Below are 18,101 nucleotides of genomic sequence, written 5' to 3'. Positions count from 1 at the left end.
ATTAAATTATCATTCTCTATTATATAAGTACAGCATAACGATACTATTTGTATCGAGGTCAAATCCCATAAATTGGAGCGCTTAGCGCTTGAGGAACATTCTTAAATGTGGATGTTCTACTGTTAGGGGCCGGCATGTTACGCAAAGACCCGTAGCACGCTGCAAGCACCGCACGCTCTGCCTCGCTCGGGGAGCTCGGCAGAGCTCAAAGGGTTAGATAGGTTGTTCTGTATGCACCACACTTCTTTCGGGGTGGAAGTTGTACACTATATTACCAACTTCTAAAGGAGTGAATTATATGAAAAAAATGCTGCTCGTGCAGAATGTCCGAATGACACCTCAGAAACCTAACAAAAAATCTGAGAAAAAGCGTAAGAAACTAAGAAGCAAAATTTTTAAATTTCTGTTTCAAGGAATCGAAGCAATATGGATGCTGGTACAGATAATACAGTATGTTCTTCAGATTTTTAAGTAAAGAGGTGGCTATGGAAAACCTATCTAATTTTGATTATTCGTCGTAAGACTTTATATTATATAAATTATTTTCGGAAGGAGGGATCGGCTTGATAGGAGATATTTTAAAGCGCACAAGAACAATATATGGTTATAAAGCATCTGAATTAAGTGAATTGCTTGGTATTTCAAAAAGCTACCTTTCCGAAATAGAAAATAATAAGAAACAACCTTCTTTGGAATTACTTGAGAAGTATTCAAAGATATATGATATGAAATTATCATCTTTAATATTGTTGTCGGAAAATTATGAAGAGGCAAGCAAAAGCAATAAAGGTGATAAATTTATTAGAAATATGATGATTAAGCTTATTGAAAAAATGACACCTGATATGGAGGAGTAATGCGGAAAGAAAGTCATAAGTATGATATTACACAGTGTGCATTATATAAGAAAAAAAGTTCCAAGCAATTGAAAAAAGTTCTTTGTATAACTGAAGAAGAATATAAAGACATATTATCTATTGTACATTATCATAGTTTTCAAATTGACAAAAAGGATAGTAGAGAGAAGAGAAATATTACAGCTCCAGATAAAAGAATTAAGGAAATACAAACCAGAATATTAAAGCTATTACAGAATGTGGAGAGACCTATATGGCTAATTTCCGGAGAAAAAGGAAAATGCTATATAGATAATGGAAAAAGTCATTTAAATTCAAATTATTTTTTGACGATGGATATCAAGAAGTTTTATGATAATTGTTCTAGAGAATATGTTTTTCTTTTCTTTAAGAACCGATTGATGATGGCAGGTGATTTGGCAGGATTATGTACTGATATAGTTACTTATGATGGAGGAATTCCGACGGGATGTCCTACCAGTCAGATCATTGCATATTATGCATATGAAAGCATGTTTAACGAGATATATAGTGTAGCATGTAAGTATGGATGCGAATATACGGTATATGTTGATGATATGACTTTTTCAGCAAAAGAGCCATTTGATATAAATCGAATGAAAAATGAAGTGGATTGTATTTTGAGAAAATATGGACATAAACCTAAATATAAAAAAGTAAAGTATTATTCAAAAGGCAAGAGTGTTCCGATAACAGGTACGATTGTTACAGGACAGCATGAATTGAAAGTTCCAAATAGATTACAAAAGAGAGTGTATGATGACTTTCAAGAATTGAAATATCTTGGCGGAAAAGAACTGTCAGATATTGAAATCAGAAAGCTGAATAGTTTGAAAGGGAGAATTTTAGCTTCGAGAAACATTGAAGAAGGAAAATTTCCAGAAATCAATCGATTAACTAATTTGATAAGCTGAATAAAAAATAATAGTTGAAAAAGTTTTTTTTCGACCATATAATATAAGTGAGGGATACAATAATTGTGTATGAGCCATACTATAGAAGGAGGTGTTAGATATGGCAACTTCAAGTATTACTAAGAACTTTGTCGTTTCTGGTCAAAGACAAGTAGAAAAGTTTGCTAATGCTATCGAGGAATCCTATCAGGAGTCTCTTCATAGAGCACAAACACCAGACTTAAGGATTACACATTTGCATGGCGCAGAAGAAGTTAGAAAATTTATGGCAAAAAGGAAGAAAACAAATGCTTAATGATGTAACAGTCTTTAACATTCGTGAATACTTGTCTGCCAAAGGCGATAAAGATCTCGGAGAGGATGAGTTACGACAACTCCTTTCCGAGTTTTTTTGTGATAAGAATCCGGATGTAGAGAGATTTTTGAAAGAACAATCAATAGAATTTACAAAGAAAAATCAGTCCGTTACATATCTGGTATTTTCTAATGAAGATGCTTCATTAGTTGGATATTTTACAATCACGATTAAACCAATTACTGTAAATGCAGAAAATTTTAGTAATACTATGAAACGTAAAATAGCCAGAGTAAGTGAATTGGATGAAGAAAATGGTATATATACACTTTCAGCATATCTTATTGCACAATTGGGAAAGAACTTTAAGGATGGAGCTAATGAGAAGATTACCGGAGGACAGTTACTTCATGCGGCTGTAGATACTATAAAGGAACTTCAATATATGGCTGGAGGAATGGTAATTTTCCTTGAAGCTGAGGATAATGACAAATTAATGCATTTTTATGAAGATAAGAATGGGTTTAAACAGTTTGATGTCCGAGAAATGAAATGTAGGGATAAGGATGAGATTCATAAATTGGTTCAATTGTTGAAGGTAATGTAAGATAATAAATGAAAACGCAGTATATGTATGATTGCAAAATGCTTGCAAAAAGCCTCAAAACAATGAAGAATACATAGAATATCAAGAATAATTATACAAAATATAGCAATATAACACTTGGTTAGACACAATATATAGTTGCTTAAATCGAGTTTGAGTAAATAGGTAAATCCCTACAAAGCTTGTATTTATAGGCTTTGTAGGGATTTTTTTGATGGCGTTGGGTACGATTTGGGTACATTTATATTTCGGATAATTTTAAGAAATCTGTTTGGATTTTAGTGTATTGTTCCCATTTGACATTTTTTAATATTTGCTGTCTTTCTGCGAATTGTTCTGCAGGAGTTCTTATTGAAAAATATGTATCAAACTTAGCCTTAGTGATATATCTTCTAGAGGTTAAGTATTTTTTTTCTGGATCAACATTGTCGACAAATGAGTTACATGACTGTATTATTTTTTTGTCATAAGGGTTTTCATTGCTAATTGCATCAAGTAGAAAAGTTTCCATGGCACCATTTTTCTCAAAAGGAATAACAAGCAGTAAAATATCAAATTTTTCTGGTATTCCTAATTGGTTTTTCATTTCACATGATATCCAGTTGTTATTGGTAAGTGTTTTTGTGTAAGATACATTAAAATGGTCTAATTTGCATTGAATGGATTGAATAAAATCATTTTCAGTATCATGTTCATCTCTGTCTGTAACAATGATAATTTTTGAATACATTTCAGATAAGTCAGGTGGTGTTAAATAATTTCTCGTTAATGTTTCATTAAGACCTTCTGTAAGTCTGCTACATCCTCCTGCAGACATAATGGTTAGTATATTCGAATCCTTTATTAAATTTCTAGACTTTTGACCTGGTATTTTTAAAATATTTGATTGAATTTGTTTGTCATCATTCCAATCTAAGGCTTCTCGCATATAGTACTGAAGGAGATAGTAATCTGTAGAGCCTTCGCATATTATTATATTATTCATTATCTTAACTCCAATCCTAATTTATCTTGTGCATTTATTGCATCTAGGCAATTTAGCATTCGTGCATAATTATTACCATTGCAATTATACAAAGTGTAAACATTGATGTTTGACTGAATGGTATCATTCATTTTTAATATCTTGTCAATAGCCTCTTTACTATGAGAAGTTAAAAAAACTTGAACATTCAACTTTAGGGCACTTTGTAATAACCAAGAAAAAACGGAATCCATTGCAGAGGTATGGATAGCAGTTTCGAATTCATCTAGCAACAAAATTCCATTTTGCGAACGTACAATGGCGCTTAATAATAATAAGGCTTTTTTCATTCCGTCACCATATGAGTTTAAAGGAATAGCAGAATGATGATTCTTAGTCAATACCATGTATTCAGGTATTGCATTTTTAGTTTTTATTGAAGTGATACTAATAATATTATTATCGAATTCCTGAAGTATATTTAGTAATTGCTCATACAGTTGAGTATCAGCTAAAACATCATCAAGATAGAGCATTCCAGTGGCATGGTCAACGGGCGAAACATAGGTTGTTCGCACGAAAAAGGGTTTTTTGTTTACAAATCTTGATATTCTTGTTTGAAAATCGTATAAAGTATATTCATTTACTATTTGATTATTTATAAATGTTGATAAATGTAAACATGTTGTATCAATAATCTCACTTTCCTCTTTAGAGGAGCCTGTTCTTAATAAACCATTCAATCGATGCATTTCATCTTCAGGAATTTGTGTAGATTCTAATTCTCCTTCTAATTTTACCTGAGTCTTTATGTTATCTGAAGTTAAAAATTCATATGATACATACTTGTTTTCATTATCGACAGGAAACATACTAGAAAATCCATTAAAAAATGAATGACTACGAATGCGGCTATTAGTAGTCCTAGAAGGTAACACCCAAGCTCCAATATCTTGAGGATTATCAACAGTTGATAATATTTCTAAGATGCTAGTCTTGCCACTATTATTATTACCGGTCAAAATGTTAATACTATTTAAATTTTCTAATGTAAGATTTTGTATTCCACGGTATGATTGAATATTAAAGTTTTTAATGTGAATAGCCATTTTCAATTTCTCCTTTTATTTTGTGATATAGGAACCATCATCTAATATTATTTGTTTATTATACTCTTATTTTTCCCCATTATTCTTGATGTTCTTATTCGAAAAAAGTTCGTCCTATCTTATCCATAACTTCATCATGAGCCTTCTGAATCTTAAGCCGTTCCTGCCATGGTTCCGACTCAGGATAAATATCCATCCAAAGGTTAAAGTCTGCCTCCGCTTTCAACAGAGCTTCCCCGCGTTTCTTAACATCTTTTATTTCATTGCATTTTTCAACTTCTTCCATATATTCTTCATAACGATCTAACCATGATCGCATCAAAGACAATGTTCCAAAGCTGATTCCAACCATATCATTTCCATCTTTATCCTGGCATTCAAAGAGTTGTCCATCGTATTGCCGGAATATCTGAAAAAGTCTGTGTATGGTTTTTATACCATCAAAATCAGAATTTGCCAGTACTTCAGGATTGACAGATAAAGCGTCTGCTATTTTTTCAAGGGATGATGGCTTGGGATTTCTTCTGCCGCTTTCATAGGCACGAATGTAGGCTTCACTTGCTCCAACCATTTCTCCTAATTGTCTTTGAGTAAGATTACGTTCCTGCCGAATACGTCTTATGTTTTCCCCGATGGTCATAACAACATGCCTCCTGCTCTAAAGCTATATTTTTGTGAAACTGTTTAACATCATATATAGGATAACACACAAGAACAAAAAAATAAAGCAAAAAGATATTGGCGCGAAACAAAAGTTACGATATGATAAAAACGTAACAAAATGATACTATACAAAAACAAATAAAAACAGAACAGGAGGAAAGAATATGAATGAAAAAATCTATTACAGTGCAGAGGACATTGCAAAAATGCTTGGTGTGAGCATGGGAAAATCTTACAAAATCCTTAGAGAAATGAATAAGGATTTGGCAAGTAAAAGGTTTCTCACAATCGCCGGAAAGATTCCGGTGGAGTATTTTAAGGAAAAATGGTACGGAGGAGCAAAGGAGGTAAGTGCATGAGTTGCAATGCGAAGAAAGATCCGAACGGTACATGGCGGATACAATATTGCTGGACAGATTGGACGGGAACCAAAAAGAAATCACAAAAAAGAGGTTTTAAGACCAAGAAAGAAGCAGAAGAATGGTACGCACATTTCATGTTGCAGCAATCATCTGATCCGACAATGACGTTGGCGGACTTCTGGGAGATTTATAAGGCGGATATGGAAAAGCGTTTACGAAAAACTACCATGAAGCAGAAAGAGTATGTGATGAATGACAAGGTGTTGCCATACTTCGGAAAGACGCCAATTAATGAAATTACAGCTCCCATGATACGCAAATGGCAGGGAGAAATGATTGAAAAAGGGTTTAAGCCCACATATCTGAAAACAATACATAACCAGCTTAGTGCCATTTTGAATTATGCAGTAAATTTCTATGATTTGCGTTCCAATCCCTGTCGTAAAGCCGGAAGTATGGGAAAGAGTAAAGCGGATGAAAGACCGTATTGGACGCTGGAGGAGTTTCAGAAGTTTTCAGATGCGATTATGGATAAGCAGGATTCATGGCTTGCTTTTCAGATTTTATTTTGGACAGGTATGCGAATAGGAGAATTGCTGGCGTTACAGGTGAAAGATATTGATTTTGAACAGGGAACCATAACCGTTGATGAATCTTTTACGAGGCTTGATGGAGAGGATCTGATTACGGCACCAAAGACGGAAAGCTCGGTTCGAGTGATTACGATACATAAGGAATTGCAGGAGGAACTTAAGGAATATATTGCGATATTGTATCATGTGAGACCGGGAACACGTCTTTTTGCCGGACGGACAAAGAGCTTCTTTGAACACGAAATGGAGCGTGGAATAAAGTTGTCGGGAGTAAAGAAAATTACAGTTCATTGTACCCGTCACAGTCATGCAAGTATGCTTGTGCAGATTGGATTCAGCCCAGTTGAGATTGCAAAACGGTTAGGGCATGGAAAGGTTACGACTACGATTGAAACCTATTGTCATCAGTCTATGGATGCGCAGGTAAAAATTGCAGATAGACTTGGAAAAGTGGAAAGAGGTGAGGAGAGTGGCGTGTAAACGAGAAGACAGGTTTCGGCGCAATACAATTGCTTTTTGGTTGAGCGACGAAGAAAAAAGCCAAGTGGAAGCGAAGATAATTTTTTCGGGGATATCTAAAGGTGAATATTACCGGAAAGCAGTTTTAGGGCAGGAGGTAACGGTGATTGCCGGAAATTATATGTCGGTCAGGGTGGCAAAAGTATTGGAGCAGATATTGGCACATTTACAAAATGGCAATACAGAAGAGGAAAGATTACTGCTGGAATTGGTAAAGCAATTGCTCGAAGTAAATAAAAATGCCCCTGCTGAATAACAAGGGCAATCATGAATAAAAAGAACAAAGCCTTTCTATCCAACACACACATTTATTATAGCAAAGGCTTTCTCCGGAGGAAAGGAGAAAATTGCATATTGAATATTTTTTCAGAGGTAAAGGGGTATCTGACGGCGAGACAAGTAGCGGAAAACTATGGTCTGCAGGTCAGAAGAAATGGGTTAGCCTGTTGCCCTTTCCATGATGATAAGCACCCAAGTATGAAGATTGATAAGAATTATCATTGCTTTGCTTGCGCCGTGGGAGGGGATGCGATTGACTATGTATCCCGGATGTTTGGTTTATCGCAATATGAGGCAGCATTGAAGATTGTAGAAGATTTCCGGTTGCCGATAGAGGTCAAGCATTGCATTAAAAAATGGAGTTGGAGATATAGCTGCAATGGCAAAGTCGAGTTTTTTGCATACACCTGAAAAATAAAAGATATAATTTGAAATGGAGATTATGATATACTGTAAACAAGATATAGTGCAAAACGTAACAGAAAGGAGTACGCACAGTGTCAGATAAAAAGAAATTTACAGTATACGTCGGAAGTGTAGCACTATGCGTAGGTGTGGCAGTTCTGCTTCATTATGTGTCCTTTACCAATCCTTATCTGCAATCTATTTGTCACCTTTTAAGGCCTTTTATTTATATAGGACTTTATCTGGTATGGGCGATTTCTTTTCAAAAGAGAATTATCCAAAAGGAACCCCGTCGTTGTTTAATAATGATTGCAGTGATGATGGTTTTTTGGATGCTCGTTCGTATGTGTAAATTTGAAATACCGTATGAGATGCCGACAGCACTGCGCTACGCCTGGTATCTTTATTATATTCCTATGCTGTTACTCCCTACGGTCAGTCTTTATCTGGCATTTTATATACGGCAGCCGGAGAATTATAAATTACCGGAAAGACGGTGTCTGCTGTTTTTTCCGGCATTGTTTCTGATAGGGATTGTATTAACGAATGATCTGCACCAGTTAGTTTTTACTTTCCCGGAGGGAAGACTGGGGGAAGCAGCTTCCTATGAAGTAGGAGTCTATGGATATGGAGCAATGTATTATGCTATAGTCGCCTGGGATCTTGGATGTCTGCTGGTGGCACTCTTGATTATTCTATTAAGGTGTAGAAAAATTAAAAACAGGAAAATGCTTTGGATGCCTTTTGGTGCTTATGGTCTGTCGGTTGTCTATGGCATCGCCTATTATCTGAATCTGCCCTTCTGGAAAATATTTTCAAGCGATATGACAGCTGCATTATGCCTTCTGTTTGCTTTGATCATTGAAAGCTGCATCCAGTGCGGATTGATCCCTTCCAATACAGGATACGCACAATTATTTGCAGCATCTACAATTTCAGCACAGATTACAGATCAGAGTGGAAAATGCATTTATCAATCTCAGGATTCGGAATATATTGCACCGGAAATCGTAAGGCAGGTAGTTCAATGTCCGATCATGTTAGAAAATGGGATCAGGCTGTCAGGAAAACCAATTTTGGGAGGCTATGTGTTGTGGAAGGAAAACCTGTCAGAATTACAGGAAATCGTAAGAGAGCTTGAAGATCGGAAGGAAGAATTAAAAGATGCGAATCTGATTGAGGAAGAAAATCTGAGAACAACAAGAGAAGTAGAAAAACTTTCTGTGAAGAATCAGCTGTATGATAAAATGCAGAAACAGACGGCAAGGCAGAGTAAACTTTTGACGGAATTCATTGAAGCATATTCTATGGAAGAAGATGAGAACAAAAGGGAAAAAATATTAGGGAAGATAGTTGTGATCGGAGCCTATATAAAAAGGCGTAGTAATCTTATTTTTATTGCGGAGCAGACAGTAAAATTTCCGATAAGAGAGTTGGAGTTATGTTTCAGGGAAACGATAAAGAATCTGGAATGGAATCATGTTGAGGCAGGTTTTTCCACCGCGTTAGAAGAAATACGAAGTGAAGATGCTATGCAGATTTATGATTTTTTTGAAGCAGTCATAGAGGAATCTTTGGAAGATCTGTTGGCATTTAATGTAAATCTGAAACGCAGAGAGGCGCGGATCATCATGTCTATGAGTGTGGAATGCAAAACAGATCTGCAGGAAATTGCAAGACGATATGGAGCTTATGCGGAGCAGGATTTTGACGGATCATGGCTGCTTTCTCTGATTCTGGGAGGAGGTGGCGGCAAATGATAAAAACATTTGAAAACTGTTCACCGGAGTATCAGATTACGATTGTTTGCTTTTTTATTTTTTTGACTTTGCTGTGTATGATTCTGGTTATTTATGAAGGAACAGGAAAAAGACAAAGAAAGATGTTGCTGCTGGACAGTGTATTGCTTATAGTTATTTTCCTTATAACAGCTGTCTTGTGTGTGTGGCAACGGGCGTTTTACGAAGAAGATTCCATGATATTATTTAAAATACCGTATGTGATTTTAATTGTTATAGGAATTGGTGTTTTTTTATATGTGGGATTGAAGATTTTTGGAATTTATAAGTACCGCAAGAGCTGCCTGAGGGAAAATGCAGTTCAGGAAAGTCTGGACAATTTGCCGAGCGGAATTGTTTTTTTTGATGGGAACGGAATGCCTAAACTGATGAATCGAAAAATGTATCAAATTTGCCAGAATCTGGCGGGAAGAGATATACAGAATATTACAGAACTGGAGGAAGCACTGGGACATCCTCTGAAAGAGAATGTATTTTATGATGTTGATTTGAAAGTATACTGCTTTGCGGATGGAAGTGTGTGGAAATTTTCAGAGAAAGAGATTATTACGACAGCCGGAGATCATTTTTTTCAAGTTCTTGCTTCTGAAGTGTCGGAATTATATCGGAACAAAGTGTTGCTGAAGGAAGAAAATCAGAAACTTCAGGAAATGTCTGTGGCTATGAAAGAACTTTCTAAGAATGTAATAACGCTGACCAGAGAAGAAGAAATGTTATCTATGAAAATGAGAGTGCATGATAATCTGGGATATAGCGTCCTGGCGGCACAGCGGATGTTGCTGCGCGAATCGGAAGCAGACCGGGATGTTTTCCTTTCGCAATGGAAGCAGACATTAGACTTGCTGAATAAAGATAACGAGTCTGTGAAAGGCGAACAACTGCACAGGCAGGTGCAGGAAAGAGCGGAGATTTTGGGTGTGAAAATTATTTATACAGGAGAACAAGTCTGGGAATCTCATATTTTCGAACTGATGGATATAATACTTTTGGAGGCACTTTCCAACTGTGTCCGCCATGCAGGGGCAAGCGAACTGTATGTAAAATGCAGTAGTGGGGAACAAGAATGGATTATGGTGATTACAGATAATGGACAAGCAATGGAGAAGGATGTCAAAGAAGGAGGAGGATTATCCGGTATACGAAAAAGGGTGGAGCAATGTGGAGGTACATTGAGAATTTGTGCGGAGTCAAAATTTTCAATAATCGTTAAGATACCAAAGGAGGTGCGGAGATGATACGGGTACTAATCGTGGAAGACCAGCGTATGGCTCGGGAAGATATGGAAAATTATATTCAGTCCAGTGGGAGATATTGTCTGGCGGCTTCTATCACAAACGCAGCTATGGCAGAAACCGTATGCAGACAGAGCAGGTGTGAACTTGTCTTGATGGATGTCTGTACGGAGAATGATGAGAGTGGTCTTGTGGCAGCGGAGAAGATTAAAAAGACAATGCCCCAGATAAAAGTAATTATCGTGACTTCTTTAGTAGAGTGCAGTTTTATTGATAGGGCGCGCAAAGCGGGAGTAGAAAGTTTTTGGTATAAAGATGCCGGTAAAGAAGAACTGTTGGAGGTTATGGATCGTACGATGAAAGGGGAGAACGTGTATCCGGATGCTCCGCCGGTTGTGATGATCGGAACGGCGAAAAGCTGTGATTTTACACCTGGAGAATTAGCAGTTCTGCGATTAGTGGTGGAAGGAGAATCCTATAAAAAAATTGCAGAGAGCTTGTGTATATCACCGGAAACTGTAAAATGGCATATCAAAAATATGTTGCAGAAAACGAATTTTGATTCCAAAACGAAATTGGCGGTAGCTGTTACAAAGAAAAATCTGATTATAAATGGATTTTAAAAATAGCATTTTACTACCCATATGGGGAGTGCTTAAGACTCTGAAAACCGATATCATATACTATGTAAAAGTGTCTCAATCCGATGGTTCTGTTCTTTGCTGAGATGTCAGATTGTTTATAAGACACTGTCTGGAAAGGAGATAAATAATATGAGATATATTATGAGAAGAAGCTGCCTGTTCTTGGTAATGATTGCGGTTATAGTTTTTACAGGGTGTGGGCAGAAGAAAAAAGAAGATCCGGTAACCGTTACATTGTGGCATGTATATGGCGGACAGACAGAATCGCCATTAAACGATCTGATTGATGAATTTAATGAAACGATTGGAAAAGAGGAAAATATCCGAGTACAGGTTGGCAGTGTTACAAATACGAATACGATACATGAAAATGTACTGGCATCCGCATTTGGAGATCCAGGAGCCTCTAAACTGCCGGATATGTTTGTTTCCTATCCTAAAACAGTTCTGGCGATGCCGGATGATACGGAACTTGTAGATTATTATGATTATTTTACAGAAGAAGAACTGAACGAATTTATTCCGGCTTTTTTGGAAGAAGGTGTCATTCATGAAAGACTTTCCATTTTGCCGGTAGCAAAATCAACGGAAGTTATGTTTATCAATAAAACAGCATTTGATCGTTTCGCGAAAGAAACAGGAGCGAAGATGGAAGATTTAAAAACATGGGAAGGACTCTTCGCAATGGCAGAACAATATGCTGCATGGACAGATAACCAGACGCCGGACATTCCTGATGATGGAAAGAATTTTTTCGTTCATGATTATCATTTTAACTATTTTCAGGTAGGTGTAGAATCTCTGGGTGAAAATTTCTTTAAGGGAGAGAATCTGGCTTTCGGACCGGAATTTCAAACAGTATGGGAACCTTATGCAAAAGCGGCACTGTCCGGAGGAGTATGGCTTCGCAGCGGTTATGCAACGGAACCTTTGCGAACGGGAGATTCGATTGTATCGGTGGCTTCGTCAGCCAGCGTGTTGTATTATTCAGACGAAGTTACGTATGCGGATAATACATCGGAAAAAGTAGAGATTGTTTCCATGCCATGTCCCGTATTTGCCAGGGGAGAAACGATGGTCATGCAGCGGGGTGCCGGTATTTGTACGGTAAAATCTACACCGGAAAAAGAAAAAGCCTGTATTACGTTTCTTAAATGGCTGACGGAGGTCCAAAAGAATGTGGAATTTGTGACCAGTCTTGGATATATGCCGGTAAAGCAGGAAGCTTTCGATGTTTACCTTCCGGAGGCGATCGAGAGGTTAAGTGATCCGATGTATGTATCCCTGTATCAGGCTTTTTTAAAGACGCAGGAGAACTATACATTTTATACTGCTCCGAAATTGGATTCCTATCTGGATCTGGAAACAAAGTTTGAAGAACTTATCAGGCAAACCCTGTCAGTAAAGCGGTTGGAGTGGCAGGAACATCCGGAAGATATGGATAAACTTGTTTCAGAGACATTAGAGGATTTCAAAGCAGCATACACACAATAATGTCTGCCGGATCGGCAAAAAGAGGTGGCTGACATATGGGAGAAAAGAAAATAAATTTTTGGAAGATTATAAAAGGAATAAAGAGACAAAGCATCCGTATGCAGCAAAGACTGATTGTTTATTGGTGCGTGGTGATTTTAACACTTTTTTTAGTGACAGTTCTATTACTCAGTATTTTGGGAGTCCTTCCGGGAATGGATTTTAAAGTACGGGAAATGTTGTCTTCCCAGCAGAAAAATACGTTGTCAACTATGACAGAGCAGACTGATATTATGATGGCGAGAAGTATTTCTTTATCGGAAGACATTACAAAAGAATTGAACCAATGCCTGACAGTCAATGGAAAGACATTTTCAGATTTGAATGATAATCCTCAGTTGATTATGGATTTGGAGGCTGCGTTGTATCCCTCCTTGAAATCGGCATTGGACGTGAAGTATTGCAGTGGAGTTTTTGTTGTATTGGATGCAACGGTAAATACGAAGACGGAATATGCAGATACATCACGCATGGGAATCTACCTGCGCCTGTCTGATTTAAAGGCAGTAAATACAAGCAAACAGCACGTAGTTTTTTTCAGGGGAAATGCTGATATTGCAAGAGCAGAGCAGGTACAGCTCCATAACCGTTGGAATTTAGAATTTGATACGTCCGCATTGTCGGGGTATGAACAGATTATGCAGTTTGATGGAAACCGGCTGGTAGAGAGCTGCCTGTGGACAGACCGGCTGGAGCTGAGTGATACATGGGAGGATGTGCAGCTTTTATATGTCCCGGTTTTAGACAGTACCGGAAAAGTACGCGGTTTGTGCGGTATGGAGATGAGTAATCTGTATTTCAGGCTGTCTTATCCTATGGTGGAAGGTTCCTGTGGGAATATAGTGACAGTACTGGCTCCTGTGGACAAAAAAGGAAACATCTATCTGGATAAGGCGATGTTCGGAGATACAAAAGAAACGTATCTTTCACCATCAGGAACGATGACAGTGAAGAAAGGAAAATATTATAATACATATTCTACCGCTTTCGGGAATTATATAGGCAGGCATGAATTGCTTGGATTGAAGAGTTGTAATGGTATGCCGCTTGCGGTACTGACATTAATATCAGAAGCGAATTATGAAAAATTAACAGCGGACAATCGAAGGGACTGGATCATCGGTACGTTGTTGTTCCTGATTTTATTATTGGTTGTTTCTGTCGGTATGTCCCATCGTTTTGTGAAGCCGATTCTTCGGAGTTTAAAAGCACTGCAGGAGGATACGCTGACGGACGAAAACTTATCAGGCATTTCAGAAGTGGATGCACTGGTTGATTTTATGCAGAAAAAAAGGAATACGGAGAAACTGGAAAATGGAGGCATTCCTCCGAATATAGAAGAAATGCTCAAGGCGTTTGCTTTGCGCGTGGAAACTCTGACTCCGTCAGAGAGGATGGTTCTTCAGTATTATGTTGATGGATACACGATACAGGAGATTGCTTCTTTGCTTTATATCAGTATTGGAACAGCGAGAAAGCATAATACAAATATGAATCGAAAACTGGGGATAACTGTCAGAGAGGAATTAATGCTGTATATTGAGTTATTTCGAAAATGCGATCAGTTAGATAAGCTGACATATAGCAGAACTGAGTAAACGAAAAAGAGTCTTTACAGCAATGTCATTAAGTTAAGATGACCAATCAAGATCTTAGCATCAGAAATGATGCTAGGGTCTTTTTTTGTTTGCCGATAGATCTCTTTTATATTTTCATAAAAAGATATTGCGCATATATAGCGGAGAGGTAAAAATAAAACGCTATATATAGTATACTAATCGTTCGTATTTTGAAAAATAAGCATAATATACGAATGGCGACCATAGTATTTGCTTTCTGAATCTGCTACGCTTTCATTACGAAATGGTGGCCGCCCGATAAAAGAAAAAATAAAGGAAATGGATAAGGAGGGAGAACTGAGAGTGGGATGGTGATAGAGCAAGGAGGTTAACAAGGAGGTTAAAATGTGGAATATATTACGAAGAAGGATTTAATAGATTGTTCTACACCGGATGAGTTTTGCTTTTCGCTATGCTGCATGGAATGTAAAACAGTATGGAAAAGCACACCAATTCGTTTTTCCAAAGCGGGGAAAAAACCGGAAAATGAAAATCGGAAGATTATTTATGATACGCTTTATGACCGGGAAAAGAATTTAGCATTTCAAAAAGCATTGAATCAGGCGAAAGAAATCTTTAATATTTGTCCGATATGTAAGCGCCTTGTATGTGACCATTGCTTTTTGATCTGTGATGATCTGGATATGTGTGTGCAATGTGCCGCAAAACTTAATGAAAAAGGTACTGTTGTAGGATGAAAAAAGAAAAATGAAAAACGAAAAAAGAAAGGAGAACTTTACTATGAAAAAATATGAGATTTTAGGAGGAAATTTACCAGTTGTTGTATGTGAATTATCAGCAGGAGAATCTATGATCACAGAAAGCGGAAGTATGAGCTGGATGAGCCCGAACATGAAAATGGAGACGATTTCCGGAGGCGGAATGAAGAAAATGTTCGGCAGACTGATGTCTGGTGATTCTGCGTTTCAAAACAGATATACCGCAGAAGGTGCAGACGGAATGATTGCATTTGCATCAAGTTTTCCGGGAGCGATTAAAGCATTGGAGATTAGCAACGGTCACTCCATGATCGTGCAGAAGAGTGCATTCCTTGCTTCAGAAGAAGGCGTAGAACTGTCCATGCATTTTCAGAAAAAATTAGGGAAAGGCATATTTGGAGGAGAAGGTTTCATTATGCAGAGATTGAGCGGAAATGGAACCGCGTTTGTAGAAATTGATGGACATGCAGTGGAGTATGATTTGAGTGCAGGACAGGAAATTTTGATCAGTACGGGGTACTTAGCGGCAATGGAAGAAACCTGCACTATGGATGTTGTAGCTGTAAAAGGAGTAAAAAATATGCTGATTGGAGGAGAAGGCATTTTTAATACCGTTGTGAAAGGACCGGGAAAGGTGATCTTGCAGACAATGCCAATCAGTAAGGTAGCAGAATTGCTGACTCCTTTTTTTGCAGATAAGAAGTAATTGAAAGGGGAGAAGATTATGAGAAAGAAGTTGAATTTGTTATTTGGACTAGTGCTTATCATCAGTATGATAATATTGACTGGTTGTGGAGGCTCCGGAAAAACAGAAGAGAAGAACCCGTATGAAGGAAAATGGGTAGCGGTGTCCGCTCAGATGATGGGAATGTCTGTCAGTATAGATGAAACTTTCGGAGGTGCTTTTGAATTTGAAGTAAAAAACAACGGAAAAGTTTCCTTTTCAGTTGGAGACACTACCGGGAATGGGAAATGGTCTGTCGAAGATAATCAGTTTATCTTGAGTATCGAAGGAGAAGAGATGGTGGGAATCATCGGAAAAGATATTATTTCTTTTGATAATATGCTCGAGATGGGAGTAAAGGTGATTTTTGCAAAGGATGGAACGGATGCAATGGATCCGGCACTCTATCTGACAGAGGAGGAAAATGCAGTCATAGGTGAGTGGGCTGCAGAAAGCGTGGAAGAACTTTTAGGAGACGGACCTCAGACTTCTATGGAAGGAGTAGACAACATCAATGATGCACTGCGTCTTGATTTCAAAAGTGACCGTAATGTAACAGTTATTTATAAAGGGGAGGAGATTGGGACTTTCCCATGGTCAGTTGCACTGGGATATTGTTCGATTGAATCAGAAAATCCATCTCTTACAGTGATGATAAATGACGATGGTACTTTGAAAGTAGACTACAGTGATGATGATGACTACTACACATTCCACTGTGTAAAAAGTGACAGTGAATAACTGAAAAGGATGTGGAAATCATGAAAGGAGGGAAGACGCCATGAAAAAGAAACTATGGTGTGTGCTGTGTATCATGATATGCATGATGATGATAGCGGCATGTGGACAAAAAAAGAATCCGGAGAAGAAAAAATCGGAAAAAGCAGAGCAGGAAGAAACAGAATTTAAAGACAGAGAAAGTCTTAAATTAAGTTTATTTACAGTGTATTATCCGAAGGCATGGAACTACGATAAAGAGAATATGAAGAAAGATGAAGAATATTCTTACGTTAGATTTTTTGATGGAGATACAGTAGATGGATCCGAGAATGTCATTTCTATAGAAGCGACCAAGGAGGATTCATATACATATCGAAAGAGTTTAATTGCCTTTGGAGTGGATTTAGAGGCATATGCTGAAGGAAAAATGGACACTGTAACAATAGGAAATGCAGAATATACAGCAATGCCGGAAAGTAATTCCATAGAAAAAACGTATATGTATCGTTATGAACAGTCTGGCACATCCTATGATATCAGAGTAAGAGGACAGGAAATAGATGATTCTGACAAAGAATTGTTAGAAGGAATTGTGCTGAAATTAGAGGATGAAGGAAATAAAGACGCACCATGGCCATGGGAGGGAGAGCCTGTTGAACCTGTATTGGCAGAGCAGATGGTAGGTTCTTATACAATCGTTCCGAAATATATCCCATTTAAAGAAGCACAGGGAGTTATGCAGATTATGGATCATCAGTTTGTAAAACAGGGCAATCAAGTGTTCCATTTGCTGGAGAACAAACTGGATACTTATGAATATTCAGAAAGTGGACTTGAATTCGTATCTTCGATGGAATTAGACGATGATTTTGAATATTTGTCTGGGGACAGCAGTGGAATGTTATATCTTTCGCCTGGAATTGGAGATGTAATTGGCGTAAAAGATGGGGAAAAGGCACTTCAGACAACAGTAGACGGAGATCTGAATATGCATCCATCCGGAGAATGGGGAATCAGTTTCTGGGTGAACAGTGATACTCAGAAGATTGCGAATCAAGGCGGTAACCTGACGGCAGAACCGTGGATACTGACCGGATTAAATAAAGATGAAGAACGCAAGGGACTATTTTCTATGATAGATGACGTACAGATCACGAATAGTCATATTATGGTTGCCGGCTCCATGGCTGTGGAAGATGAAGGCACAAAAATTGTTGTCTATGATTATGATGGCAATCAGCTTTTGAAATTAGGTGGAGAAGATATCAGTTCTCCGGACAAGCTCGGTTCCATTACAGGCATGGCGGAAACAGAAAATGGTTTTGTGGCTGCAGATGGAAATATGCGTGAAATACAATTTTGGGCAAAAGATGGAACGCACGTAGGTGCAATTTCTACAGAGGACATATTTGGTGTCAGTTATCCATGGCTGGAAGATATGCAGCTTTTAGATGACGGCTCTCTGTTAATTATGCTGACACAGGAACGAGACGACGGATCAGCAAATGAATTGATGTTTTTCA

General features: G+C 37.7%; 20 protein-coding genes. 17 read left to right on the top strand and 3 right to left on the bottom strand.

All coding sequences use genetic code 11. The features are described 5' to 3' along the window. Positions 1-563: 563 nt before the first annotated feature. The 4 genes from PGY05_RS04335 to PGY05_RS04320 all read left to right on the top strand — a co-directional run bounded on the left by PGY05_RS04335 (position 564) and on the right by PGY05_RS04320 (position 2,694). Positions 564-857, top strand: a complete 294-nt coding sequence (locus PGY05_RS04335) for a helix-turn-helix domain-containing protein (protein WP_118017733.1) — start codon at positions 564-566, stop codon at positions 855-857. Next, positions 857-1,792, top strand: a complete 936-nt coding sequence (locus PGY05_RS04330) for a reverse transcriptase family protein (protein ID WP_270475412.1) — start codon at positions 857-859, stop codon at positions 1,790-1,792. Before PGY05_RS04335 ends, PGY05_RS04330 begins: the two co-directional genes overlap by 1 nt. Before the next feature lie 100 nt (positions 1,793-1,892). Further along, positions 1,893-2,087 carry a hypothetical protein gene (locus PGY05_RS04325; RefSeq protein WP_117824684.1) on the top strand — a complete coding sequence of 65 codons (195 nt, stop codon included), beginning with the start codon at positions 1,893-1,895 and terminating at the stop codon, positions 2,085-2,087. Next, a complete protein-coding gene (locus PGY05_RS04320; RefSeq protein WP_270475411.1) occupies positions 2,080-2,694 on the top strand; it encodes a GNAT family acetyltransferase in 615 nt (204 codons plus the stop codon). The genes PGY05_RS04325 and PGY05_RS04320 overlap by 8 nt, the downstream gene beginning before the upstream one ends. 241 nt (positions 2,695-2,935) lie before the next feature. Here the strand turns inward: PGY05_RS04320 and PGY05_RS04315 are convergent, their stop codons facing one another. From PGY05_RS04315 to PGY05_RS04305, 3 genes are all read right to left on the bottom strand, one after another. Next, on the bottom strand, positions 2,936-3,679 hold the full coding sequence (locus tag PGY05_RS04315; RefSeq protein WP_117824686.1) for a DUF3226 domain-containing protein: 744 nt from the start codon (positions 3,677-3,679) through the stop codon (positions 2,936-2,938). Further along, positions 3,679-4,767, bottom strand: coding sequence for an AAA family ATPase (locus PGY05_RS04310; protein WP_117824687.1), 1,089 nt, complete (start codon positions 4,765-4,767; stop codon positions 3,679-3,681). Before PGY05_RS04310 ends, PGY05_RS04315 begins: the two co-directional genes overlap by 1 nt. A 94-nt stretch (positions 4,768-4,861) precedes the next feature. Continuing rightward, a complete protein-coding gene (locus PGY05_RS04305; protein ID WP_117824688.1) occupies positions 4,862-5,407 on the bottom strand; it encodes a helix-turn-helix domain-containing protein in 546 nt (181 codons plus the stop codon). A gap of 187 nt (positions 5,408-5,594) precedes the next feature. Between PGY05_RS04305 and PGY05_RS04300 the strand changes: the two genes are divergently transcribed. The 13 genes from PGY05_RS04300 to PGY05_RS04240 form a co-directional block, all read left to right on the top strand. Beyond that, on the top strand, positions 5,595-5,789 hold the full coding sequence (locus tag PGY05_RS04300; RefSeq protein WP_117824689.1) for an ICEBs1 excisionase: 195 nt from the start codon (positions 5,595-5,597) through the stop codon (positions 5,787-5,789). Continuing rightward, positions 5,786-6,865, top strand: a complete 1,080-nt coding sequence (locus PGY05_RS04295) for a site-specific integrase (protein ID WP_270475410.1) — start codon at positions 5,786-5,788, stop codon at positions 6,863-6,865. The genes PGY05_RS04300 and PGY05_RS04295 overlap by 4 nt, the downstream gene beginning before the upstream one ends. Continuing rightward, positions 6,855-7,160 (top strand): plasmid mobilization protein, encoded by a 306-nt coding sequence (locus PGY05_RS04290; protein WP_117824691.1) that lies wholly within the window; start codon positions 6,855-6,857, stop codon positions 7,158-7,160. The genes PGY05_RS04295 and PGY05_RS04290 overlap by 11 nt, the downstream gene beginning before the upstream one ends. A gap of 11 nt (positions 7,161-7,171) precedes the next feature. Continuing rightward, positions 7,172-7,594, top strand: a complete 423-nt coding sequence (locus PGY05_RS16560; RefSeq protein WP_330672955.1) for a CHC2 zinc finger domain-containing protein — start codon at positions 7,172-7,174, stop codon at positions 7,592-7,594. A gap of 86 nt (positions 7,595-7,680) precedes the next feature. After that, the gene (locus PGY05_RS04280; RefSeq protein WP_330672954.1) at positions 7,681-9,348 is read left to right on the top strand and encodes a histidine kinase N-terminal 7TM domain-containing protein; all 1,668 of its coding nucleotides are present in this window, start codon (positions 7,681-7,683) and stop codon (positions 9,346-9,348) included. Further along, positions 9,345-10,622, top strand: coding sequence for a sensor histidine kinase (locus PGY05_RS04275; RefSeq protein WP_270475409.1), 1,278 nt, complete (start codon positions 9,345-9,347; stop codon positions 10,620-10,622). Before PGY05_RS04280 ends, PGY05_RS04275 begins: the two co-directional genes overlap by 4 nt. Further along, positions 10,619-11,242, top strand: a complete 624-nt coding sequence (locus PGY05_RS04270; protein ID WP_055248353.1) for a response regulator transcription factor — start codon at positions 10,619-10,621, stop codon at positions 11,240-11,242. The genes PGY05_RS04275 and PGY05_RS04270 overlap by 4 nt, the downstream gene beginning before the upstream one ends. A 150-nt stretch (positions 11,243-11,392) precedes the next feature. Beyond that, entirely contained in the window at positions 11,393-12,757 is a 1,365-nt protein-coding gene (locus tag PGY05_RS04265) for an ABC transporter substrate-binding protein (RefSeq protein WP_330672953.1), read from the top strand. A gap of 194 nt (positions 12,758-12,951) precedes the next feature. Next, the gene (locus tag PGY05_RS04260; RefSeq protein WP_270475408.1) at positions 12,952-14,394 is read left to right on the top strand and encodes a helix-turn-helix transcriptional regulator; all 1,443 of its coding nucleotides are present in this window, start codon (positions 12,952-12,954) and stop codon (positions 14,392-14,394) included. A gap of 368 nt (positions 14,395-14,762) precedes the next feature. After that, positions 14,763-15,113 (top strand): hypothetical protein, encoded by a 351-nt coding sequence (locus tag PGY05_RS04255; RefSeq protein ID WP_055283089.1) that lies wholly within the window; start codon positions 14,763-14,765, stop codon positions 15,111-15,113. A 43-nt stretch (positions 15,114-15,156) separates the two neighbouring features. Next, positions 15,157-15,840 carry a TIGR00266 family protein gene (locus tag PGY05_RS04250; RefSeq protein WP_055156124.1) on the top strand — a complete coding sequence of 228 codons (684 nt, stop codon included), beginning with the start codon at positions 15,157-15,159 and terminating at the stop codon, positions 15,838-15,840. Positions 15,841-15,858: 18 nt separating this feature from the next. Continuing rightward, a complete protein-coding gene (locus PGY05_RS04245; protein ID WP_195256023.1) occupies positions 15,859-16,599 on the top strand; it encodes a hypothetical protein in 741 nt (246 codons plus the stop codon). Positions 16,600-16,639: 40 nt separating this feature from the next. Next, the coding region (locus PGY05_RS04240) for a hypothetical protein (protein ID WP_270475407.1) at positions 16,640-18,101 on the top strand (1,462 nt) is incomplete at its 3' end.

The organism is Coprococcus sp. AF51-11b1, assembly GCF_027682785.1.
Taxonomy (GTDB): domain Bacteria; phylum Bacillota; class Clostridia; order Lachnospirales; family Lachnospiraceae; genus Allocoprococcus; species Allocoprococcus comes.
This window is presented reverse-complemented; position numbering and strand designations above follow the sequence as displayed.